The sequence below is a fragment of the Methanobacterium subterraneum genome, assembly GCF_002813695.1.
GTDB classification, from domain to species: domain Archaea; phylum Methanobacteriota; class Methanobacteria; order Methanobacteriales; family Methanobacteriaceae; genus Methanobacterium; species Methanobacterium subterraneum.
Window position 1 is genome coordinate 1,807,048 of sequence record NZ_CP017768.1, and the last position, 24,161, is coordinate 1,831,208.

At 40.5% G+C, this 24,161-nt stretch carries 24 protein-coding genes; 15 read left to right on the forward strand and 9 right to left on the reverse strand.

Features of this window, described 5'->3' with window-relative positions; genetic code table 11:
* Positions 1 to 4: 4 nt before the first annotated feature.
* The 9 genes from pcn to hpt form a co-directional block, all read right to left on the reverse strand.
* The gene (pcn, locus tag BK009_RS08865; protein WP_100905375.1) at positions 5 to 739 is read right to left on the reverse strand and encodes a proliferating cell nuclear antigen (pcna); all 735 of its coding nucleotides are present in this window, start codon (positions 737 to 739) and stop codon (positions 5 to 7) included.
* Between the two features lie 15 nt (positions 740 to 754).
* Complete coding sequence (locus BK009_RS08870) at positions 755 to 1,450, reverse strand: hypothetical protein (protein ID WP_100909408.1); 696 nt, start codon at positions 1,448 to 1,450, stop codon at positions 755 to 757.
* 26 nt (positions 1,451 to 1,476) lie between these two features.
* Positions 1,477 to 1,791: a transcription factor S gene (locus BK009_RS08875; RefSeq protein ID WP_100905373.1), complete on the reverse strand. Its 315-nt coding sequence runs from the start codon at positions 1,789 to 1,791 to the stop codon at positions 1,477 to 1,479.
* 163 nt (positions 1,792 to 1,954) lie between these two features.
* Positions 1,955 to 2,368, reverse strand: coding sequence for an NUDIX domain-containing protein (locus tag BK009_RS08880; RefSeq protein WP_100907153.1), 414 nt, complete (start codon positions 2,366 to 2,368; stop codon positions 1,955 to 1,957).
* Between the two features lie 88 nt (positions 2,369 to 2,456).
* The gene (locus BK009_RS08885) at positions 2,457 to 3,059 is read right to left on the reverse strand and encodes an endonuclease dU (RefSeq protein WP_232728080.1); all 603 of its coding nucleotides are present in this window, start codon (positions 3,057 to 3,059) and stop codon (positions 2,457 to 2,459) included.
* A gap of 10 nt (positions 3,060 to 3,069) precedes the next feature.
* Positions 3,070 to 3,417, reverse strand: a complete 348-nt coding sequence (locus tag BK009_RS08890; protein WP_100909410.1) for a DNA-directed RNA polymerase subunit L — start codon at positions 3,415 to 3,417, stop codon at positions 3,070 to 3,072.
* Between the two features lies 1 nt (position 3,418).
* Positions 3,419 to 3,988: an exosome complex RNA-binding protein Csl4 gene (locus tag BK009_RS08895; protein ID WP_100905369.1), complete on the reverse strand. Its 570-nt coding sequence runs from the start codon at positions 3,986 to 3,988 to the stop codon at positions 3,419 to 3,421.
* A 518-nt stretch (positions 3,989 to 4,506) separates the two neighbouring features.
* Positions 4,507 to 5,496, reverse strand: coding sequence for a diphthamide biosynthesis enzyme Dph2 (gene dph2, locus BK009_RS08900; protein ID WP_100909411.1), 990 nt, complete (start codon positions 5,494 to 5,496; stop codon positions 4,507 to 4,509).
* 156 nt (positions 5,497 to 5,652) lie between these two features.
* The gene (hpt, locus tag BK009_RS08905) at positions 5,653 to 6,231 is read right to left on the reverse strand and encodes a hypoxanthine/guanine phosphoribosyltransferase (RefSeq protein WP_100909412.1); all 579 of its coding nucleotides are present in this window, start codon (positions 6,229 to 6,231) and stop codon (positions 5,653 to 5,655) included.
* Positions 6,232 to 6,634: 403 nt separating this feature from the next.
* Between hpt and BK009_RS08910 the strand changes: the two genes are divergently transcribed.
* The 15 genes from BK009_RS08910 to BK009_RS08975 all read left to right on the forward strand — a co-directional run bounded on the left by BK009_RS08910 (position 6,635) and on the right by BK009_RS08975 (position 24,152).
* The gene (locus BK009_RS08910) at positions 6,635 to 7,966 is read left to right on the forward strand and encodes a signal recognition particle protein Srp54 (RefSeq protein ID WP_100907157.1); all 1,332 of its coding nucleotides are present in this window, start codon (positions 6,635 to 6,637) and stop codon (positions 7,964 to 7,966) included.
* A gap of 140 nt (positions 7,967 to 8,106) precedes the next feature.
* Positions 8,107 to 9,327, forward strand: a complete 1,221-nt coding sequence (locus BK009_RS08915) for a tRNA pseudouridine(54/55) synthase Pus10 (protein ID WP_100907158.1) — start codon at positions 8,107 to 8,109, stop codon at positions 9,325 to 9,327.
* A 295-nt stretch (positions 9,328 to 9,622) separates the two neighbouring features.
* Positions 9,623 to 9,916, forward strand: coding sequence for a 50S ribosomal protein L21e (locus BK009_RS08920; protein WP_100907159.1), 294 nt, complete (start codon positions 9,623 to 9,625; stop codon positions 9,914 to 9,916).
* A 5-nt stretch (positions 9,917 to 9,921) separates the two neighbouring features.
* Entirely contained in the window at positions 9,922 to 10,263 is a 342-nt protein-coding gene (locus tag BK009_RS08925; RefSeq protein ID WP_100907160.1) for an RNA polymerase Rpb4 family protein, read from the forward strand.
* Between the two features lie 128 nt (positions 10,264 to 10,391).
* Positions 10,392 to 10,976: a DUF655 domain-containing protein gene (locus BK009_RS08930; protein ID WP_100905362.1), complete on the forward strand. Its 585-nt coding sequence runs from the start codon at positions 10,392 to 10,394 to the stop codon at positions 10,974 to 10,976.
* A 35-nt stretch (positions 10,977 to 11,011) separates the two neighbouring features.
* On the forward strand, positions 11,012 to 11,854 hold the full coding sequence (gene rsmA, locus BK009_RS08935) for a 16S rRNA (adenine(1518)-N(6)/adenine(1519)-N(6))-dimethyltransferase RsmA (protein ID WP_100907161.1): 843 nt from the start codon (positions 11,012 to 11,014) through the stop codon (positions 11,852 to 11,854).
* Positions 11,855 to 11,910: 56 nt separating this feature from the next.
* Positions 11,911 to 12,252, forward strand: coding sequence for a carboxymuconolactone decarboxylase family protein (locus BK009_RS08940; RefSeq protein ID WP_232728081.1), 342 nt, complete (start codon positions 11,911 to 11,913; stop codon positions 12,250 to 12,252).
* 118 nt (positions 12,253 to 12,370) lie between these two features.
* A complete protein-coding gene (locus BK009_RS08945) occupies positions 12,371 to 12,973 on the forward strand; it encodes a HemK2/MTQ2 family protein methyltransferase (protein WP_100907162.1) in 603 nt (200 codons plus the stop codon).
* A 209-nt stretch (positions 12,974 to 13,182) separates the two neighbouring features.
* Positions 13,183 to 19,161, forward strand: coding sequence for an Ig-like domain-containing protein (locus BK009_RS08950; RefSeq protein ID WP_100909413.1), 5,979 nt, complete (start codon positions 13,183 to 13,185; stop codon positions 19,159 to 19,161).
* A 95-nt stretch (positions 19,162 to 19,256) separates the two neighbouring features.
* Positions 19,257 to 20,234 (forward strand): hypothetical protein, encoded by a 978-nt coding sequence (locus BK009_RS08955; protein WP_100905356.1) that lies wholly within the window; start codon positions 19,257 to 19,259, stop codon positions 20,232 to 20,234.
* A 94-nt stretch (positions 20,235 to 20,328) separates the two neighbouring features.
* Positions 20,329 to 20,832, forward strand: a complete 504-nt coding sequence (locus tag BK009_RS08960; protein WP_100905355.1) for a hypothetical protein — start codon at positions 20,329 to 20,331, stop codon at positions 20,830 to 20,832.
* Positions 20,796 to 21,221 carry a hypothetical protein gene (locus tag BK009_RS08965; protein ID WP_100905354.1) on the forward strand — a complete coding sequence of 142 codons (426 nt, stop codon included), beginning with the start codon at positions 20,796 to 20,798 and terminating at the stop codon, positions 21,219 to 21,221. The genes BK009_RS08960 and BK009_RS08965 overlap by 37 nt, the downstream gene beginning before the upstream one ends.
* Before the next feature lie 14 nt (positions 21,222 to 21,235).
* Entirely contained in the window at positions 21,236 to 22,132 is an 897-nt protein-coding gene (locus BK009_RS08970; protein WP_100905353.1) for a hypothetical protein, read from the forward strand.
* Between the two features lie 84 nt (positions 22,133 to 22,216).
* Positions 22,217 to 22,384: a hypothetical protein gene (locus BK009_RS12430; RefSeq protein ID WP_157809446.1), complete on the forward strand. Its 168-nt coding sequence runs from the start codon at positions 22,217 to 22,219 to the stop codon at positions 22,382 to 22,384.
* The gene (locus tag BK009_RS08975; protein WP_100909414.1) at positions 22,335 to 24,152 is read left to right on the forward strand and encodes an Ig-like domain-containing protein; all 1,818 of its coding nucleotides are present in this window, start codon (positions 22,335 to 22,337) and stop codon (positions 24,150 to 24,152) included. The genes BK009_RS12430 and BK009_RS08975 overlap by 50 nt, the downstream gene beginning before the upstream one ends.
* Positions 24,153 to 24,161 lie beyond the last annotated feature (9 nt).

Consider the following 24,161-nt stretch of genomic DNA (forward strand, 5'->3'; position numbering starts at 1 on the left):
TCACTTATTCCTCACTCTCTATCCTTGGAGCTAGAAGGAAACTCAATTCACCCTCATCAGAAGCCATTTTCAGGGCAAGATTAAGAGGCATGTCATTTCCAAGTCGTAGGACAGCAGATTCTGAGAATTTATCAGCTTTTAACATTTCTTTAACTTTTTCAAGGGAAAATATGGATCTTGCAGATTCTTCTATTCTTTCCCCGTGTAAGTACTCAATTTTAGCATCCCCAAATTCTCCTTCTGCAGATGCTTCAAATTTTTCCCCATCCACATGGAGAGCAATTTTATCAGAAACTATTCCTATATCCTGAATGGAGTCCTTAAGAAGTGAAAAGGGTACTTCGAATTCCGTAGGATATTCAAGCTGTGGAGGGCTTGGTGCTTCGTATTCTATGTCTATGAGACGAATCTTGAATTTTCTGCGGGCTTCACCCTCAAATGATATGATCAGGTTACCTTCATCCACAGTAAGCTCAACCATGTCCTCTGATTTAGCCCTTTTTAAGACTTTCATCAGTTCCTCGGTGTCCACGTTGATCTTCATGGGCTCGCCACACTGATATTCATCGAATACTCCCTTCTTGAGCTCCAAATGGACGAAAGTGATATGACTGCGGTCAAGAGCATCCAGACTTAAGCCCTCTTCATCGGCCTGCATCTGCACTTCATCTACAATGGATGATATGGCATCAAAACTGGTCTTCAAAATATTGGAATCACTTAAAACTGCCTTGAACATGTACATCCTCCTTAATTACTTTTTATCCTTCTCCTCTATATTATCCTTTTGTTTGTCTTTCTTATCTTTTGAGTTATCCTTGGAATCAGAGTCTTCAGCCACTTCCAGTTCACTGTGTATGCTTTTTAGGAAACTTCCCTCCAAAAGTCGGCTGGCAAAGATACCTGCGATAATCAAGACCCCCATCAATATTAAAAATGCAGAGATCACTGCTCTTTCACCAAATATCACATTATCTGCCACCCGTATTGTGGAGCCAAGAAGGTATACTATTCCAGCTATGATGAAAACCGTGCCTATTACCGCTCCACCAATTCTGATGGCCTGTTCTTTATTGGACCTGAGCTTCCGGTAAAAGTTGAATTTCATGAGTTCCTGGCTGAAATGGAATTCATGTGACTCTGAATCCTTAATATTTTTTTCTTTATTCTCTCTTTTCCCCTGAGGTTTTTGATCACTTGGAGACGAAACATGGGCAGAAGATTTCGGACTAATATCACCCCCTGCCAAAAAGTCTCTGAAACGCCGTTTTTCACCTTTATCATTAGAAGTGTTATTCTGACTAGTTTTAGGCTCCTGAGACTCATTAAACTCATCTGATCCAGTGGGTGCATCAGATTCATTAGCTGAGGAGGAGATTTGAGATACCTTAGATTGGTCAATTTCAGAGATTTCCTGGTTTTGACTTCCCTTTTTGGGTTCTCCTTCCAATTTAAACATCTCCAATTCAATAAGATTTAATCGTACTCTCTCCAAGTTTGTCCACACTTTGTGCATCTTAAAAACCTGGTTTCAGATTCATCAGCCCTTCTGGTTTGTTGTAACCACCAAAATGCCTCTCGATTGCCGCATTTAGGGCATAATGCCTTAGTGGTGGGCAGGGTCTTAATATCATCCCCAGTTACTATTACATTCTCCTTGGGGGCTACTTTCTCGGAAACCTCATACTCACTTAGAGATTCTTTAGTTATCTTTTTTTGGTAACCGCATGAACATTCAAAACAGTCACCTTTAGGGAACAGTACTGTCCCACATTTAGGGCAAAACTTCATTTAAATCCTCCTAATAAGATTTAACATAATATATAACTTTAATTCATTTAATCCTATTATTTACATGTTTAACTTATGATTTTGGAAATTTGTTAGTTAGTGATGATCATTAATACAGACTCGTTTATTATGATTTTAGTATTATAATTTAATTTTTCCCCTTTTATGAAATTCTTTTTATCGCATCTTTTAATATTTTATTATGATCAAAGGCTAAATTCATCTCCATAGCCTCATTAACAGTGAAGCATGCAACTTCAGTTGCGTCAGTATCTGCTTTAAGCATACCTTCAGTTTTAATGGCCAGGAAACATACCGTAACCAAGTGCCCCCTGGGATCCCTTGCAGGATCCGAATAAACTCCCAATAAATCTTGAATTTCGATTTTTGCACCTGTTTCTTCCTTAACTTCCCTTATAACTGCTTCCTCAACTGTTTCACCATATTCAACGAAACCGCCAGGTAAAGCCCATGAACCTTTATAAGGAGAGTTTTTACGCTTTATGAATATTATTTTCCCCTTAATGGTATTTATTACTGCATCAACAGTTAATAGAGGATGTTTATATCTTGTAATAGATATGCACGCACCTTCATTGTTAAGATTGTCCTGCCAGTTGTGTGTTGGAGAAAGGCATGTTTATGCCCCTCCCAGAAATCTTGTATTAAGCATTTCCTTTGGATTCCCCAGTAATTACACCAGCAGCTATAATATGTGCTGCCCTAATGGGTTCGGGTATTGCACTCCGGGTTGCAGAAAGTTTCACGATCTCGCGAGCATCTTCCGGACTGATACCACACAGCTGCATGTAGATAAACTCCTGGTTGGCATGAACTTTATAGATCTCCCCGGCATCAAGAATATGATTCCAACGTTCTTCCCAATCTGGAAATTTTTTCAAAGCTTTTTTTATACGTGGTAAGTCAGGATATTTACGCATGATGACTATAACTGGTACTTCTGTTTCATGGAATATCTTCTGGATATTAACCACGTTAAATCCACCTAGGGTGATGCCATCTAACATCATTACCCCTAGCTGTTCCAGATGCCGGGAGCCATTAACCATACGAATTAAAGATGTAGTGGCATCAGTGCCATCCACCGTTATATGGGTGCGAAGAACCCCATCCAGCCATTTTCCTGCCCGGAAGAGAGTTCCAATAACCATGACTTGTTCCCGGCTGTGGGGAACAAATGGAGCATCGTCCAAACCCAGAATTCTTATTTCTGGTTTGATGTTTCTGAATTTCTTGATGTTTTTCAAGATTTCCAGATCACTTCTTCTTTTTGGTGGTTTTCTTGGTGCTTTTTTTAGCAGTTTTTTTGGTCTGCTTTTTGGCTTTCTTTCCTTTAGTTTTTCCATCACCATCAGATTCTATGAGCTCTTTAAATTCATCACATCTGGATTTAAGAGTTTCAGCAGCGTTTTTTAGGGATTTTTTAGGATTTTTAGCCCTTATGTAGAGCTTTGGCTCCCCGATAATAGGGTGATCTATTACATATGCTGCTGCTTCCACATCCTTATCTTCCATAAGGGCCTTTCGCAGAGCATTACAGAGCGTGTGGGTCTCTCCTGTTATTTCTATCTCTAATTCATTCCTTTTGTCAGTTATAATCTTCATTTTATCCCCCGTAATTTGAAGAGATGTTTCTAGTCTCTTTTCTACCGCAGTTAGGGCATTTAACTTCTTTTTTACCAATCTTTTTCATGAAATGTCGGCAGTTGGTACACATGGCCTTTAAAACGCCCAGTTCATTTTCAGCAGTGGTGAGATCAGCGTTGTCCACTCCCATTACCTTAGTGACTCGGGCCTGTATAAGATCTCCAATATGGAAATCATCAGTGAGTTTGTCCACGTATCCCTTTCTTGCCTGAGAAATGTGTATGGCGCCCAGGAAAGTGATGGGTAGACTTCTTTTACTGTCTTTAATTCCATCTACATCTACTAGTGCTCTTTGTCCTCTAACTTCTCTTATCTGCCCTAAAACTACGTCCCCTTTTTTTAATATTACAGGGGATTTGGTTTTGGGAATTATGGATATTTTTTTGTTTTCCTGATCTATGGTTACTGTTCCCGCCACCAGGGACCTGATTTCACCATGGTCGTCATAGGTCCATTCAGACGGGAGAAACTCCTCAGTGACTCCTAAAGCGTCACCAGGAAGAACGAAATCTCCGTTTTTTGCTTTCATCTAATTCACCTCATTTTAAAAAACAAGCGTACTCTAATTATTCACATGCTTTGCTTTCAATGATATATTCATAATTACGATTGAATACTTATTTTACCATGAAAACACTTGAAAACCTTTATTCATAACTTTAACATTGATTAATGAATTTTTAAGCGTTCCAGACGAATTTATAAAATTTTAATGATTTATAATGTAGTGTATGATATGATATAATTCTAATTGAATTCATGATGAGTTTATTATGATTCTAAATTTTTGAATAATATCTGATAAAAATCAGATTTATGAATTAGGTGATGATCAATGAATGCGATAAATTATACTGTGAGATTAAATCAGTGTGAACAATAATTTTTTTTATGTTTATGAAATTAAAATGTGATTGTAATGGTTATTATTCCAATATCGAAATCATCTAACCGAAGAAAGATAGGTGATAATATTTTCTTATATATTTACATTATTAATATTTGTTGAATACTGTGTTTAGCTTATGAATTAATAATTATATGACCTTAGTATTTAATCTCATCCATCTCGTAATCTTCCCATTCTCTCCTCCCCAGAACAATCTCCAGTTCCTGAGGAGTTAAAAGAGGTTTTTTATACATTTTAGAATCATCAATAGCTATTCTAGGGCAAGCAGTTACTATAAATGCATCTAAGTCCATGTATGGCAGTAAACTGGGAGGGTTTATTTCATTCATGAATATAAGATAAGCTTCCTTACCTTCATTATATATCATCTTCTTTAAATCTTTTGCCAGCTCCCAACGGCACTGACCCTCCTTGGAGGAGATGAGTATTCCGAATTTATTAGCCTCTTTAGCCCGGGTTATGCGGGCGAATCTTATTCTGAGAATTCTGTCGGTGAATTCATCAATATTTCGTGCCTGGTTAAGGTAGGGGTCGGCTATGATTACTGGTTTTTGGGTGGAGAGTTTTATTCCCAGTGGGTGGAAGTTGCCACTACCCATATAAAGAAACGCATCCACTGGCAGATCCTGAACTGATGAAAAATTACATCCCAATACTTGGCCCGGTAGTGTACCGACACCAGCCTTCATGAGAACTTCCATGCCATTTTCCTCCAGGAAATGGGCCGCGTCCTCTAAAAAATGCAGATGCTGAGTGGTGGTCACCAGACCAATTTTCTTCTTTCCCTCCAGAAACTTCAGAGCTTCTTTCAAAATCTCCATGGACTCCAATTGATAATGGGCTTCAACAAAAAGTGTGGGAACTTTATAATCAATGGGGAGGGGCGTATGTCCAAAATGTACCAGTAAGTCCACCATACCTTCCATCACATTATCCGAGAGATCACATGCCCCATAACAGGGATCACCAGATATTAAAACCATAGCCCCGGTTTCATCTTCTATTTTGTGGGCTAATTCAGTTGCATGAACTTTAAGACCTTCAGGGAATTGTAAACCAACAATTTTGGCCCCTTGTTCCCTGATTTTATTCAGTATCTGGTGGATGTTGAATTGATAATTAGTCATAATACCCTTGAATTATCCGGTTAAATTTTAATTTTATCCTCTAAATACATTTTTAGATTAATATTTTTTATGAGCATTGATTATTCCTTTTTAAATTAGTTTCTTTCAAATTAATACTTAAATTAATCTAAAATCTTCATCCAAGCTCTTATTAGATTAATCCTGTTGACCTGCAGTGATTTTTTCCACCACCACTTTACCCTGGATGACATTGGCCCGTACCAGGGTGTTAACCTTAATTCCAGTTTCGTTCTCCACGAATTTTCGACCGTCACCCTTTTCGATGATGGCCATTACATCCACGATCTCTGTATCTATGCGTTTGAGGGCTTTGATCACCGCAGTCATGGTCCCCCCGGTGCTGACTACGTCATCCACCAGGAAAACACGATCGCCCTTGCTTAGGCCGTTGACGTATAATTCACCTTCACTGTATCCTGTTGTTTGGTGTACTGCAATTTCTCCTTCCAATCCATAGGAACGTTTTCTTACCACCACAAAGGGAATGTTGGTGAGGAGGGAGATGGCTGTTGCCAGGTGGATGCCCATGGCTTCCACACAGACAATTATATCCACATCCATGTTTCCAAATTGGGAAGCCGCTTCTGCTACTTCTTGCAGGATTTCAGCTTCAACCAGAGGCACTCCATCGGTTATGGGATGTACAAAATAATCGTATTCGCCTTTTTTCACGACTGGGGCTTCAACAAGACTTTTAACTAGCTTTTCCAGCATTAGATCACCTTGATTAAGAGATTATATAATGGGACTTCACCTACGGGGCTTTACCCAAAAGAATAGGTTGAGATAACCCATTGTTTTAGTGCATGTATTAATTATAATATATCATGTTCCCTGATTATTTTTAGTATATTAATATAATAACTCTATGAATTTGCATGGTTTAAGTACGGTGTGATGAGAATACCCAATCCAAAATTATTTTATATAATATTAAATTTAGATGAGTAAACAAGTAGAATTTTTTATTAGAAATTTTAAGAATATATAAAAATATTAGAGGTAGCTTACTGATTTTTCGCTGAATGGAAAAAAGCTTACCTCCTGAATCAAACACATCAAAAATAGTTTAACCTGTAAATTAAATTGATTGGGATAAAGACCTGGTGATGAGATCATGTTAGGTAACCTGGGTAAAAATCTGACCAAAACCATGAAGAAATTGGCCGGAATGACCATTATCGATGAGGAAGTGGTTAAAGAGGTCATTAAAGACATTCAAAGGGCTTTGATCCAGTCTGATGTTAACATAAAGCTGGTTCTGAATCTATCCAAAACTATAGAAGATAGGGCATTGAATGAAGAACCCCCTAAAGGAGTTACCGCCAAGGAACACGTTATTAAAATCGTATACGATGAATTGGTCCATCTTTTGGGAGATAAAGCAAAAGAAGTTGAGATTGATAAGAAACCCTACAAAATACTCTTCGTGGGATTGCAGGGAAGTGGTAAAACCACTACCATTGGAAAAATGGGGCGATACTTACAGAAGAAGGGTTTCAATCCCGCTATAATCTGTACCGATACCTGGAGGCCTGCAGCCTACGAACAGCTGCGCCAGCTTACGGAGAGCCTGAACTTATCCCTCTACGGAGACCCCGATAACCAAGATGCTCTTGACCTGGCTAGAAAAGGTTTAAATGAGTTCAAAAAGCAGGATCTTATAATTGTGGATACTGCCGGACGCCATAAGGAGGAAAAAGATCTCCTGGACGAAATGGAACAGATTTCGGCAGTAGTAGAGCCAGATGAAGTTATGCTGGTCATTGATGGTACTATTGGGCAACAAGCCAGAGAACAGGCCCTTGCTTTTAGTAAAACCACCAAAATTGGATCCATTGTAATCACTAAACTGGATGGGTCAGCCAAGGGGGGAGGTGCCCTGTCAGCAGTGTCGGAGATTGGAGCACCCATCAAGTTCATTGGAACTGGTGAAAAGATAGAGGACCTGGAAGCCTTCGACCCTGAACGGTTCATATCCAGATTACTGGGAATGGGAGATATTAAAAGTCTCATTGAACGTGCTGAGGAAATTGCCGAAGAAGACGTGGATGCTGAAGCCATGGACGCCATGCTCAGTGGTAAATTCACCCTGAAGGACATGTACAGTCAGTTTGAGATGATGAACAAAATGGGGCCCATGCAGCAGGTGATGAACCTGTTACCTGGTATGGGGAATAAACTACCCAAAAACGCTTCCCAGGTAACTGAGGAAAAGCTGGGCAAGTATAAAATCTTGATGGACTCCATGACTGAAGAGGAACTCGCCCATCCTGAAATCATTAAGCAATCCCGGGTTAAAAGAATAGCCCGAGGGGCGGGAATGCGTAACGAGGATGTTAAAGAACTCCTGAAATATTATCAAGTTACCAAAAAAGCCATTAAAGGCTTCGGAAAACGTAAGATGAATGGGCCACTGGGCCAGATGATGCGCCAGATGATGCGGTGACCTACTGCCAACTTTTTTTTAAGTTGTAAACTGCATTAAGGTGACTAAATTCCTTTTATGAATTTAAGAACATCCCTTAAATCCATTAATCATGATAATGTATATCCAGTAAAATCTAATTTATATCAGGACAGAAGACCATGAATAAAATTAAAGAACAAACCCAGAAAATAATTGAAATCAGCGAAGGGAACATTTGCAATCGTTGTCTGGGTAGGAATTTTTATCCCCAGCTTTCAGGTAATGACAATCAAGAACGGGGAATCTATGTTAAGGATGTTCTCGAAATTGTCACTACAGTTCCGGATGAGAGTGAAACTTGCTATGTATGTGGAGATATTTTTTTAAACTTGGGAGATGCCCTTGAAAAAATAATCAACACAATCCATGATTCCAAAGTTGAATTTAAAACCTTTCTGGTAGGTTGCCGCCTTCCCCGGGAAATTCTGGAAAAAGAGAGAAAAATACAGGAAGAAATTGGAAACACCAGTGACAGTATCAAGAAAGAAATTAACCGGGAGTTGGGTAAAGAATTAGAACACCGCCTGGAACGGGAAGTGGATTTTGACAACCCCCACTTGGTGATTATGATGGACTTTACCCGTGACCGGGTGGAGCTTCAGATGAATCCATTGTTCATTGAGGGCAGATACCGCAAGCTTCTAAGGGGTATCCCCCAGACCAGATGGCCCTGCCGAAAATGCAGGGGAAAGGGATGTGAGAGATGCGATTTCACCGGTAAAATGTACCCCGAATCTGTTGAAGAATTAATAGCCGAAAAGGTTTTAGATGCAACTGAAGGTCATGAATCTCGATTTCACGGTGCTGGAAGGGAAGACGTGGATGTTAGGATGTTAGGCAGAGGGAGGCCATTTGTACTGGAGATAAAGGAGCCCAGAGTACGTGAATTAAAACTGGAAGAACTGACATCCCAAATAAATCAGGAATGCCAGGGTAAAGTAGAAGTTCTTGATTTAAAAATGGTGAATAAAGATCGCAGAAGTGGAATTAAAGCATCATCAACCGAAACCTACAAAACCTACCGTGCCCTGGTAGAACTGGAAGAAACGGTTGATGAAGATAAATTGAATGATTTAAATTCCCTTAATATAATCAAACAACGGACTCCTATTCGAGTTTCCCATAGGAGAGCTGATAAGATCCGTACACGAGAAGTGAAGGAAATTCAAGTTAAACTATTGGATTCAAACCACTTTGAATTGATTGTGAATTGTGAAGGTGGATTGTATATTAAAGAACTTATATCCAGTGATGAAAATCGAACCCGGCCCAGTGTGACATCCTTACTGGGCATATCTGCCAAGTGTATCGAGTTGGATGTGTTAGAGGTTAACATTTAAATGGATGGAAGGATAGTTTTATAAACTCAGTTACATCATAAATAATTTTAATCGATTTCACGGAGCCAATGACCATTGGAGGATTCATACGAATTTTATCTTAAATTAAAGGTTAAGCTCTATGAGAGATAACATCATAAAATTAACAACCATACTAGCTTATGTTTCATTAAAAGCTAACTAAATGGTCAAGTAACTCTATTGGAGTAATAAAGCTTCAAAAACAGCGAAATTGTAAGTAAATTTAATAACTAAATTTAATAGCCCATTTCTAACTGAAGTGGAGGTTTTGAAAATGACTCAGAGATCAAGAGGTTTTAGAAGTAAAACAAGGTACAAGCTTAAAAAGACTTTAAGAACAGGGAGAAGCAATCCCATAACCAAAAAGATACAGACCTTCCAGGAAGACGATCTGGTTCACATAATAATCGACCCCAGCGTTCACAAAGGCCAACCTCACCCACGTTTCCATGGTAAAACTGGTAAAGTGGCTGAAAAAAGAGGCCGAGCTTACATAGTAGCAATTAATGATGGGAATAAAGCTAAAAAACTGATTATTCGACCTGAACACCTGAAAATACAGGAGTGATGGGGATGATTGGTAAAAGAGTCATTGAGACCGACCCAATACCTCTAGTGCAAGTCAAACCAATGCTGGAAGAGCGAGAGGAAGTTCATGAACTTAATTATGAACAGAACCTGGCCCTGGATCATGTTACCAAATTCGCTAAAATATCAGTGGAGAATGCAGAGAAGCTGGTTGGTGAACTGGAAGAGATTATCAAAAAGACCCAGGCGATTAAGATAGCAGATGTCATGCCGGAAGATATGGATGACATGAGACTGATTTTTGCCAAGGAAAGGGGATCTCATAAAAAGGAAGAAATGGAAAAAATACTGAAAATTGTTGATAAATACCGGGAAAACAAGGAATAAGCTTTTAAAGCTCATTTTTCAGGTGACAATTTTTTAAATATTTTTATGGGAACCTTTTAAGCATCGGCTTGAACTTAGATTTGTTAGCGAACAAATTAGTTAAATAATTATATCATCAGGGTGGTTAAATGGAGGATTATGCTATTATTTTGGACTATCTGCCTCTTGGTTATGTTAAAGCAGGATCAAATTCCTATAAACGTAAACCTGTGGCTCAGGCAATTGGTACAGAAGAATTCACCCTGCTGGAGCTAACACCCAAAGAAAGTGAAAACCTGGACATCCATGAAAAGGTTTACATCGGGGCAGGCAAAAGAGACAAAATTGCCAGGGTCAACCGCAGACTACCCTTCAATAAAATGACATCAACAGCTAAAATAGAGCTTAATTACGTTATTGAGGAAATTATAAAGGCAAAAGAAGATAAGTTTATAGAATTCTTCAATGAAGCCGGCCCCATTTCAACTAGACTGCACCAGATTGAACTTTTACCAGGTGTTGGTAAAAAGCATATGTGGGATATCATTGAGGCTCGGAAGGAAGCACCTTTCCAAAATTTTGCCGATGTTAAAGAACGAGTTCCCATGCTATCTGACCCTGTGAAACTCATTGCCAAACGAATTCACCTGGAACTGGAAGCAGCAGAAGATAGGAAGGGTAAAAAGAAATACATCCTCTTTACCAGACCCCCTAAACGGAAATTCCAAAACTAATATTCTTTTTAAACCAAAGGATAACGATCAAGGAAATGTTGGCCCAAGAAACCTCCCAACTGTTAAAAAAGCACCAGATAAGGTTAAATCGGAGGAAAGGCCAAAATTACCTTATCAATAACCATATTTTATCCAGGATTGTTGAAAATGCCAACATCAGTGATTCAGACGTGGTACTGGAGATCGGAGCTGGTATCGGCACTTTAACCATCCCCCTTGCTAGAAAAGCTGCTAAAGTGGTTGCCTTTGAGCAGGATAAACGGATTATTCACCTTCTCCAAGAAAGACTCCAGGAACTGGAAATATACAATGTAGAGGTCGTGGAGGGTGATGCCACCAAGATGGAGTTTCCCTATTTTAACAAAGTAGTATCCAACCTACCTTACCAGATATCCTCACCCATAACCTTCAAACTCCTTAAATATGACTTTGATTATGCTATTTTAATGTATCAACTGGAATTTGCCCAGAGAATGGTAGCCCAACCAGGGACATCCAATTATTCCCGTCTGTCGGTGATGATGCACCTGTGTACCCACACCGAACTTCTTTTCAAGGTCCCCCCCAATGCTTTCTTACCCCCACCCAGAATTTCCTCCGCAGTAATCAAGTTAACACCCCGAAAGAATCCCCAAGTTGAGGAATTCTTCATTAAAACCTGCCGTGCATTATTCCAGCATAAAAAAAAGAAATCAGGTAAGGCATTACTGCAATCTTTCCATGAAATATCCAGTTCGAACCTGGAAAAGCGCGAGATCAGAGATATTATCTCAAAAATAGACAACAAACTCACTGAGAAAAGGGTTTTTAAGCTGGAGGGGGAAGAAATTTTAATTATTTCCAACGAACTAAAAGATTTAATGAATAATCCAAGTTAGGATTAATTAGTAACCTAAGTTAGGATTAAATAATAATCTAAGTAGGGAGATAAATAATGAAAAAAACTGATGAGATGGAAAAAATTGGGAAAAACCCTTTCCAAATATTTCAGGATGAATTTCCAGAATTAGCCGGACGTTTCAATGACCTGGTGGATGCACAGCGTTCCCTTAAGGGAATGGATCCTAAAACCAAACAGCTGGTGAATATTGCCATCCAAACCGCTAATCGCAACCCCATGGGAGTGAAAATGCACTCGTTTATGGCTAAAAAACAGGGAGCATCTCGAGATGAGATTTTAGGGGCGGTGGTGCTTAACCTACATCTTTCAGGTTTGTCAAATGTGCTTGATTGCCTTCCATCAGCTCTGGAAGGTTTGGAATCTGTTGAAGATTGAGATTAGTTAATTAATGAATAAGCCCCAAAAAAAGGTGGGAATGCAAAAATAAATAACCACTTTCATTATTTATCTGTTATATACTTTGAACTGTATCAACTGAAAAAAGGAACCTGTTATGTTAGATTACAAGGGAATTCACTACGAAAACTATCCTGAAGTTTACGAACCTGCAGAAGATACTTTTTTATTTGCTGAAAATCTTCAGGTGGGAAGAAGGGACCGCGTCCTGGAGATTGGGACTGGGACCGGGATCATTGCCATTATTGTCTCCAGAAAGTGTAGTACAGTGATTGCCACTGATATTAACCCCCAGGCAATAGATTGTACTGCTAAAAATATCATCGCCAATAAGGCTTACAATGTGGAATTAAGAAAGGGTGACTTGTTTGAACCAGTGCCGGATGAAAAATTCGATCTGATCCTTTTCAACACACCATACCTCCCCACTTCAGAGGAAGAACGATTTGATGATGAACTGGATGCGGCCTGGGATGGTGGTGAGGATGGTCGTAAGGTAATAGACCGATTTTTAAGTGATGTGAAGGGCCATCTTAATCCAGGTGGAAGGGTTCAACTAGTACAGTCATCACTTTCAGACATCAATGAAACTATTGAAAAATTAGAGGATATGGGCATGGATGCATCGGTCACTGCCCGGGAGAACTGTTTTTTTGAAGAGGTGGTAGTTATAACTGGAGTTATGGCAAATTTCTCTTGATTTAACATTTTTTTTTATTTTTATTTTCATAGAGATCTTAAAGATTAAAAGATCGCTTATTAAATTACCCTCACTTTTTTCCCATTAAGATCATAACATTTATAAAATACTTATAACTGATATCACTTCATACTTTATGTTATTCAAATAGTATTTTATAAGGAGTCTTACTGGAAACTGAGAAATAATAATAAAATGGGGGCGGAGTAGTGAAAACAGAACAATTCTATCTAATTTTTGGCATCATCTTCCTATTTACACTTTTTACACTCCCTACAACCCATGCATCAAGTTTAGAGCAAAATTACACTTATGATTCTGATTTTGAAAAAGGAACCCTGGTTAACCTAGAACTCAACCCAAACCATGACCAGTTACAACTCACCAACAAATCCCAATCATCTTTCTCATTCATATGGGTCCCCAATAGCAACGAAGGCACAGTATCCAAAGTAGATACTGTAACTGGACAGGAAGTGGCCCGGTACCGCACCGGCCCCCAGAACAATGGTAACCCCTCCCGAACTACCGTGGATCTGGACGGTAGCTGCTGGCTGGGAAACCGACAAACCGGCACTGCAGTTAAAATTGGCCTCCTGGAAAATGGAGGATACATCGACCGCAACCATAATGGAATAATCGAAACATCCCGGGATCTCAACGGGGACGGAGTAATAACCGGTAGTGAGCTCCTCTTATGGGGGCAGGACGAATGCCTGTTATGGGAGGTGGTACTCATCCCTGGCCACGAGGGCACCTACACCCCTGGAGATTACACCGGACCCTACGCCAACGATAACAACAATCCAGGACCTCGAGGTGTGGCAGTAGACTCCCAAAACAATGTCTGGTTTGGATGCTATGGAACTGGCAAATACTACTATGTCAATGGCACCACTGGGATAATTATAAAAACCTTGGATATTTCATCTACTGGACACACACCCTACGGGGCAATAATAGATCAAAACGGAATACTATGGTCTTCAGGGAGTTCAGGGAACAATGTGGTATGGATCGACCCGTCCAATGACAGCTTCGGACGTGTGAACGTTCCCCATATTGCCTATGGTCTGGGAATTGACAGGAATAATCATCTTTTCGTTTCTGGATGGACTAGCCGAGCTTTTTCAAGGATCAACACCTTAACTAAAACCATTGAATGGACCAAAGCCTGCCGAACCAATTCCAGGGGATTGGTGATCACTGATGATGGTGATGTGTGGATTGCCTCTTATGATCCTTACTTTGGATGGGACATTTGGGCTACCGGTTATGTTAGCCGTTATTCTAATAACGGAGAACTTAAAGCAACTATACAATTAGGGCCTGCTAATAAAGGACATATTATCACTGGAGTGTCAGTTGATAATTCCGGGAAGATATGGGCTGTTGACAATGGTAGTGAAAATATCTACCGCATTGATCCGGCTATTAATCTGCCAGATCTCACTAAAGCACTTCCTGGAACCCGCCATTATGGTTATAGTGACATGACCGGAACCGTTTCCCAGAGCATCACCACCCAGAAAGGTAGCTGGACAGTGATCCATGACTCTCAAACCCCATACACACCATGGGGGCCTTTAATCTGGAATAGCTACGAACCTAACAGCACCAAAATCACAGTAAGGGTAAAAAGTTCCAATGATGGGATGAACTGGTCACCATGGGAAACTGTTAACAATAACTCACCACTGCAAAACACGCCACCCGGCAGATATTTAGTGGTTGAAACTACCCTGCAAAGATTTCAGGGAAGTATCTCACCCATCCTTTACGATCTTGCAGTCAAAGCACTGGTGGCTGACCTATCTGTACAAGTTGATGGAGCTTCTGAAGTTATTGCTGGAGAACAAAAAACTTACCAGGTCACCATAGAAAACCAGGGCCCATACCAATCCACCAACACTATATTCATTGGTGATGTACCATTAAAAAATCCAGAATACTCCATAGACAACGGAACATTCTGGAAAACCTGGACTGGAACGTTACAACTGGAAAACCTGGATAAAAATGATTTTAAAAGCTTCTTACTAAGGGGTTTAGTGCCTTCCTGGGCCAGTGGCACATTACAATTCACTGGAAGAATCTCCTCAGACACCCAAGACATCAACCTCACCAATAACATTTACCACCACTTCACAGTTGTGGACACAGAGTGTGACCTTTCTGTAGGTGTTACTGATTACCCAGACCCTGCCAATCCCGGGGAACAACTCACCTATCAAGTAAACATTCAGAATAGTGGCCATTCCACCGCCCGTAACGTTAATCTCACTGGCAACTTTCCATTACAAAACCTGGAATATTCAGTAGATGAGGGTAGTAACTGGAATTCATGGACTGGCCCTTTGAGTCTGGGAACAATACACCCCCATAGTTTAAAATCAGTATTGTTCCGGGGATTGATACCCTCCTCTGCCACTGACATTTTAAACTGCACAGTTCAGGTGGAAAGTAGCACCGCCGATACCAACCATACTAATAACATCTGCAACCAATCCACCACCATTATAAGTGTTTCAAACCTCTCAGTTAGCATGACTGAAATCCCGGAAACTGTGGCTGGAGATACAATCACCACCACCATAACTGTGTCTAATGATGGACCATCAGACGCACCGAATGTTACAGTTTCACTGAAATCCATCCTGGAATCACTGGAACAGTTAATCAATGGCAACTGGCTCCCCATGGTAGGTTTATTAGGTTTGGGAACCATTCCTGCAGGAGAAAGTCGAAGCATTCAGGTGAGAGGAACCATACCCTCCTCCCTGGAAGGGGCCTTGAACATCATAGCCCGGGTAAATGGAAGTAACTCAGATTACACCAGTGTTCTTTTATTAACTAACTCCACACAACTCCAGGTGAATATGGAAACACCCCCCAGTGTCCAGGCAGGGCATAATTTAACCTTTAAAGTAAATGTTAGAAATCCCGGGCCTTCTACCCCTGAGATGGTAATTCTCACTGGAACGTTCCCCCTAATTAACCCCCAGTTTTCCATGGATGATGGAGTAACCTGGAATCCCTGGAGGGGGATGGTGGAACTAGGCAAGATGGATGTCAATGAATCTGTACAAATCATTTTCCAGGGAGAAATACCATCATCCCTTAATGGTACCCTGAATCTAACCACCTCCCTACTAATACCAGGCAGGGACCCGCAGAAACTCACCGGCACTCCTATTGGTCTGGAGAAAATTGCGGATCTTAAGATCACCCTCACCATCAACAAGCCCCATCCCTATGTGGAGGAGGATTTCCAGGTTAAAATCAGGGTGGAAAACCAGGGTCCAGGTGACAGCAGCCAGGCCCGGGTGGAATATGAACTCCCACCAGGCATGGAGATAATTGGAAACCACATCTACGATGGAAATGGGAATGTGTGGATCCTGGGAGACATACCCCGGGGAGGAATAGTCACCCTGATTTTAAAGGCACGTTCTCATAGTTTAAATGTTCTGCAGCCTGCGGCTGTGGCTTATGGCATGGAATACGATCCAAACCTCCTTAACAATCGAGATTCATCATCACTCCTGGCTTATTTAGTACCATCAAGCCCTATCCTACACCCAGTTAATGCAGCCACTTCCTCCGGTGTTAGGGGACGGGAGGGAGATCCTAAGACCGTGCCTATGCAAAAAACAGGGCTAGCCTTTAATTTCACCACTTTTCTGATCTTTGTGGTTTTTGTGGGAGTTTCCCTCCGTAACAACAAGTATGCGAAGAATAAAAAGTTATTCCTTATTGCCACCCTATTTTTGGCCCTGGCAGCATCCGGTGCAGCATTTGCAGACACACCACCAGACACTGCAGATTTAAACCCGGAAAGAGTTAAATCCGGCGATGTGATCACAATTGAAGCCAATCCCACCCCATCCACCACCAAAGTAAAAGTTTACCTCCAAGATGAGACTTACGACATGGGGAAAGAATCTGACAACATCTGGCAATATAAATATGTAACTCCACAGGTGGCTGATGGTAATTATCCGGTTTTAATCACTGCCTGGAACACCTCTGGAGGTCAAAGACAGTTCCAACTCAACTACACACTTGATAACACTCCACCTCTAATGGAAGCCACCCTCAACACCAACCAGGTCAGATCCGGAGACAAGATCACCATAAAAGTAGAATCAGACCAGGATACATCTATGATCCAGGCACTATTTAGAGGGGAAACTCTGAATCTGGCTAAACAAATTGATGGAACGTGGAACCTGGAATATATTATACCAGAATCCACACCAGATGGTTTATACACCCTCATAATCACAGGAAAGGATAATCTTGGTAACACTGCCACCAATTACCTTCCCTTAACCCTTGATAACACCCCCACCATTCCTCCCAGTACATCCACCTTAACGGGTAAAGTCACCCCAGACATCACCAGATCCGGACAAAATATAACCATTGACGCCTTTACTGGGCCTGAAACCATCACCCTGGATACGGTGATAATGGATGTGACCCATCAACTCACTAAACAAGCAGATGAAACCTGGAAACTTATCTATGCCATTCCAGATGCCCCTGACGGAAGTTATCCAGTACTGCTCACCGCCACTGATAACAATGGCACACAGAAAAACACCACACTTTCCCTAACCATTGATAACACCCCACCACAAATAGACGCCACCTTAACCCCCGAACTGGTGCGTACTGGTAATATAATCACCATAATCGCCACCACCAGTTCTGATGCAGAGAAGGTAACAGTAACCATATTAGGGGAAACCCTGAAACTCAAAAAACAATCCCCCAATACCTGGATGCTCAGATACGCAGTACCAACTGCAACCGATGGATTACACAACATCCATATCACCGCCACTGACAAAGCAGGTAACCAGGCACCAAACACTCTCAGCTTCACAGTGGATAACACCCCACCCATACTAAACCCCACATTAAACCAGACACTGGTTAAATCAGGTGATAAGATCACCATAACCACCACCACATCAGACCCGGAAACCCAATCTGTGAAAGCATACATCCAAAATAACACCTACCAACTCACCAAAAAACAAGACAACACCTGGAGCCTGGAATACACCACACCCTTGGTGGGTGATGGGGTCTACTCCATCATACTCATTGCCCGGGACCTGGTGGGTAACACCAACCACACACCACTCACCTTCACAGTAGACTACACACCACCAATCATCAACCCGGAAATCAACCCAGAAGCGGCTAAACCCGGAGAAACAATAAACATAAACGTCCACGCCTCCCCAGACACGCAGAGTGTGGTGGCCATAATCGGTACACAAAGAATCAACCTCACACACAACAATGGAATTTGGACCACAAATTACACCATACCACTAGACGCCACCTTTGACATCCACACCATACGAATAGAAGGAACCGACATGGCAGGAAATGTTGGTAAAAACACTGCCAGTTATGAAGTGCAGGATCCTAACCCTAACCCCGGACCTGGATCTAATCCTGGGTCCGGCCCGGGACCTAGCCCTGGACCTAATCCTGAACCAGGACCAACACCCAGCCCCTTAAACCTAAGCACACAGTTACAACGTGACATAGCCAGAGTCAGACAAGCAGTGCAACAAGGCAGCTTCCAAGACGAAATGAACCGATCATTTATACCTGACTGGACTTTACAACCTCCTGAACCACCTGAACCAACAAAAGAAGAGTTAAACGAATGGGAATCTTTCTTAATTAAATTTGGCGCTGAAACAATTCTATTTGGCGCCACAGCATTAATACCAAACGAATACCTCCGAGAAGTACAAAACGGATTTACGAGAGTCTTTTCTGCTTTTGATGACATATTAAGAAGCTTAGGATTTGGGAAACAAATCAATCAAGTAACTCAATTGATACAAAGATCACATCAAGCCCTAAAAAACCCTGCATTTAATAAATGGCTTAATCGATTGACAGCAGTGATGGATGGTTTAGGTCCAAACGCAGGTATTAAAATCTTAGAAAAATTCTTGGTCAAATGCTTCCCTAGCGCCGCTAAAGAAATCAATATTTTCTTAAACGCATTCTCCATCGTGCAGTTCTGTCTAGATCCATTCGGGACACTAAACGCTATTATTGATGCAGCTATCGCTTTATTTGCAAAAGTAATTCCGGATGTTGAAGATCTTACAAAATTCCTCATCGCCGACCCATTACATTGGATCTAAATAATACATGAATGTCAACCAAAAAAAAGATAAAAAAACATTTAAAGTACTATTAAAACAAAAATGGAAATTAACGAAAATATTAGAGATACTCCATGAGCATTTCTGAAAAACTTGAAAACAAAGCCATTGAAAAAGACCGGCAGATGGGACGTGAAGAGATTGAGAAACTCTTGGCGTTCTTAGAAAACTATGAAACTGAAGGATTAAATGAAGTACTGTCTGAAATACATAGATTGGTAGAATCCAGATATTATAAAAAATTAATGGAAGCTTTTAGAAGTGAAGCTTATGTAAAAGGGAAAGAACCTTTTTCGATAAATGAATTAAATCATGTGCAGATTTTAAAACTTGCTCGAGAAAATTTACACTTTGGTGGGCTGTTTAACACGATTTTTACACCTTCATTAGTGACTGCTAAGCAATTCGTAACCATCTACAGTTTCATGGAGTACACCCACTATCTTAACACTCATAAAACCTCAACCCGTGAAGTTCTTGTAAACCTATATTTCAGCAAACTCGACGAAAGAATAATCTTTGCCCTAAACCATTTTGATGAAGTAGAACTGGAAAAACTGCCCCAACCAAATAAAAAATACTTTAAAAACCTTAAAAAGCTTAAATGGAAGAATAAAAGAACAAAAAAACTCTACAACAAACTTAACGATTTTATGTTTGAAATCAAAAGACTCGTGACTAATTATCCTCGCCTGTCTGAACAATCAGGTTGGATCACAACTTACAGAATAACAGAAGATCTTTTCATCCAAACATTAGCCGGCTGTAATGCAGTAAATGAAGGTAGGCTGCAAATTGAAGATCAAGACGTGGTGATAGCTTACAAAACTCTTTTTAAACTTATTAAAACAGATGTTACTAAATACAAAGCTATTCCTGAGCTTTTACAGAGCATTGATAAATATCAAGAACCTTCTGAATTAGGAAGTTATCTTGTCTGTGACAAATGTGGTGGATACTACCAACTACAACCAGGCGAATCAATAGATGATTTCTCGGATGTGTGTGAGTGCGGTGGCAGATTAGAATACCATAAAAGTCTGGAAAATTGAATAATAAACCCTAAAATCAATCCAGAAGCAGGAAAACCTGGAGAAACAATTAACATAATCGTCCACGCCCCCCCCCCCTGACACGCAGAGTGTGGTGGCTATTGTAGGCACACAAAGAATCAACCTCACCCCCACAGACAGAATTTGGACCACCAACTACACCATACCACTTGATACCACTTTTGACATCCACACCATACGAATAGAAGGAACCGACGCCGTGGGAAATGTCGGTAAGAGCATAGCCAGTTACGAAGTGTTGGACCCTAACCCCATACCTTCCTGGTTTGAAGATATGATAAACCCAGATACATCTAACCCTGGAAATATACTAGGTTTAATAACCCAAACTGGATCTGGAAATAATGGAGGCTCCCATAAGCCAGGATCTGGGACAATCGGAGGCAACGACCAACTCTACCGAGACCAAATGTACATCCGAAACACACTAACCTACACACCCACCACCGACCCAAATACCAACACCACTACACACCCACCCAAAATGTCTGAATGGAAAATAGACAACAACATAATCCCTGAAATATTAATAGCAGCAGAATGCTGGCCACTTCCGCAATCGCTGCAAGATTCTTAAATGGAGAAGTACAAGAGCTTAAAAACAGCTTTGAAAAATGGGCTGTGAAACATCTAGGGAATAAAGTGCCAAGTACAGAATCAATGGTTTTATATGTAATTTCTATTGGCATTTTTGCGTTGGACCCCGGGCTTGTGGATGGAATTTTGCTTTTTGTTGGGATGTTTGGGTTTTTCTTCAATTTCATTGCAGCAATAATGTATAGCGGAGCAATGGATATTTTTGGCTATTTTTTAATGGCAGTTGCTATCATTAAGTTAGTCAAAAAATATTGGGGGCTTGATGTTGTACAAATGGCGAGTGATAAGTTAAGTAAATTAAAGGAAATATTTACAAACGAATTTGGCCCAATATTTGATCATCTAAAAGAAATGTTTGGATTAAAATAGAATAAGATGGTATAATGTTTTCGAATAAAGAATCCGACTTTGAAAAGTTGGAAAGGCTTTTCTGGGAGTTTGTAAATAGGTATGGTGAAGAAGGATTTGAGAAAATCCTTTCTAATTTAGACAACCCCAAAAAGTTGGGTTATAGTGAAAAATTAGTCGATAACCATATTTCTACTCCAGTTTGTAGGGCCCCAGAATTTCACAATAATATGAAGAAAACTTTCGCTAGAGGATATACGGATTTTTTAAAATATGTCTATGGAGTAAGACTTAGAACAATGGCTGTGAACACTTTACCTGAAGAAGTGGCAGGCAGAGGTCAGATTATTATTGCCATTATGAATTTGCCACGTGGTTGGCCATTCACTAAATTCACATACGATGAATTCTTATCATTATATTTATTATTAGAGCGTCTTTATTTTGTCCAAATTGAACATAAATTAGGAGTAGAAGACCTTCTGAATATCTATTTTAGTGGTTTAGACGAACGAATTGTGTTCTTTATGGACGAATTTGACATAGTTGACAATGCAAACCTTCCAGAACCCTCTAAAGATTATTTTCAGGTTCTCAAATATGTGAAATATCAAGATGAAACCATTAAACAAATGAAAAGAGATCTGGGTTATTTGATCGGAACTGCAATTAAATATTACGTTGGTAAATTAGGAGGATGGGAAAGAAATGTCTTAAAAACTTTAATCTATTGTTCCGCAGTGTCAGATGGAAGAAAGATCATTATCAGAGAGGATATTATAAGAGGCTATAAAACTTATTTCAAACTTTTGAACACTGATATCACCAAATACAAAGCCCGAGAGGATGTTTTAAACGCTACGAATTATGATAGTTTTAAAGCTAAAATGTCATACTACAATCTAAGATTATTGCATGGAAAAAATCCATAACATGATATAATGTTTGCAAAAAATTCCTCCTATTAGAAATTAGAAAGGCTTTTCTAGGAGTTTGTTAACAATTACGGCAAAGAGATGATATCTAGAACTGAATGCACTATACCAGAATCCACACCAGATAGTTTATACACCATTATAATCACGGGACAGGATGATCTGGGTAACGCGACTACTAATTACCTCTTCTTAACTATTGATAACACCCCCTACCACATCTCCCAGCGCATCCACCTTAACGGGTAAAGTCACCCCAGACATTACCCAGTCCGGAGAAAATATAACCATTGAGGCATTTACTGGACCTGAAACCACCAGCCGGGATGTGGTGATTATGGGTGTGACCTATCAACTCACTAAACAAGCAGATGAAACCTGGAAACTTATCTATGCCATTCCAGATGCCCCTGACGGAAGTTATCCAGTACTGCTCACCGCCACTGATAACAACGGCACACAGAAAAACACCACACTTTCCCTAACCATTGATAACACACCACCACAATTAGATGCCCTATTAACCCCTGAACTGGTACGTACAGGTAACGTGCTTACCATAACTGCCACCACCAGTTCTGATGCAGAGAAAGTAACTGCAGTTATATTTGGGGAAACATTGAAACTGAAAAAACAATCCACCAATTCGTGGATGCTCAGATACGCAGTACCAAACGCAACCGACGGATCACACAACATCCAAATCACCGCCACAGACAAAGCAGGCAACCAGGCACAAACCACACTTAACTTCACAGTAGACAACACCCCTCCCACACTAAACCCCACCATAAACCAGACGCTGGTTAAATCAGGTGATAAGATCACCATAACCACCACAGCAGACAACGACACCCAATCGGTAAAGGCATACATCCAAGACAACACCTACCAACTCACCAAAAACCAAGACAACACCTGGAGCATGGAATACACCACACCACAAATTGGTGATGGAGTCTACTCCATCATACTCATAGCCCGGGACATGGTGGGTAACACCAACCACACCCCACTCAGTTTCACTGTGGACAATACCCCACCAGTTATAAACCCTGAAATCAGCCCAGAAGCAGCTAAACCTGGAGAAAACATCACGATAACCGTAACCGCATCATCAGACACACAAAATGTAGTGGCCATCATAGGCACACAAAGAACCACTTTAAATTATTCTAATGGAACTTGGACCACCACTTACACCATACCACTAGATAGCACCTTTGACATCCACACCATGCGAATAGAAGGAACAGACACCGTGGGGAATGTAGGGAAGAACATCGCCAGTTACGAAGTACTGGACCCTAACACTATACCTCCCTGGTTTGAAGACCTGATAAACCCCGACACACCCACCAATATACCAATTTATACAAACAATCCCGGACCCGGAAACACAGGAGGATCTAACGGCCCAGGATCCGGAACAATAGGAGGCAACGACCAACTCTACAGAGACCAAATGTACATCCGGAACACGCTAACCCCACCCAAAGACAGCCCCAATGGCACCAGTCCACCCAAACAAGAAATGCCAGGATGGAACATAGACACCAGCCTGATACCTGAAATATTAATAGCATCAGCAATGCTAGCCACATCCGCAGTAGCAGCCAGATTCTTACATGGCGAAACTAAAGACATGGAAAACAGATTCGGAAAATGGGCAGTAGAAAATTTGGGAGTAAAGGATCCAGGACTCCGAGACTTCATTCTATTCGGAGTTTCTATTGGAATTTTCGTGATAGACCCAACATTACTCGATGCCATTATGATTTTCTTGACAATTGCAGGAATTTGGTTCGATTTTATTTATAAAATGATGTTTAGTGGGACCATGCAAATTTTTGGCTACTTCCTTCTAGCAGTGGCTATAATTAAACTTGTCAAGAAATATTTCGGACTTGATATAGTACAAATGGCAACAGATAAATTAGGTAAATTTAATGAAATAATCATTGACAAATTCAAGCCCATCATTGATCGTTTGAAAGAGATGGTTGGATTAAAATAGATAAAAGAT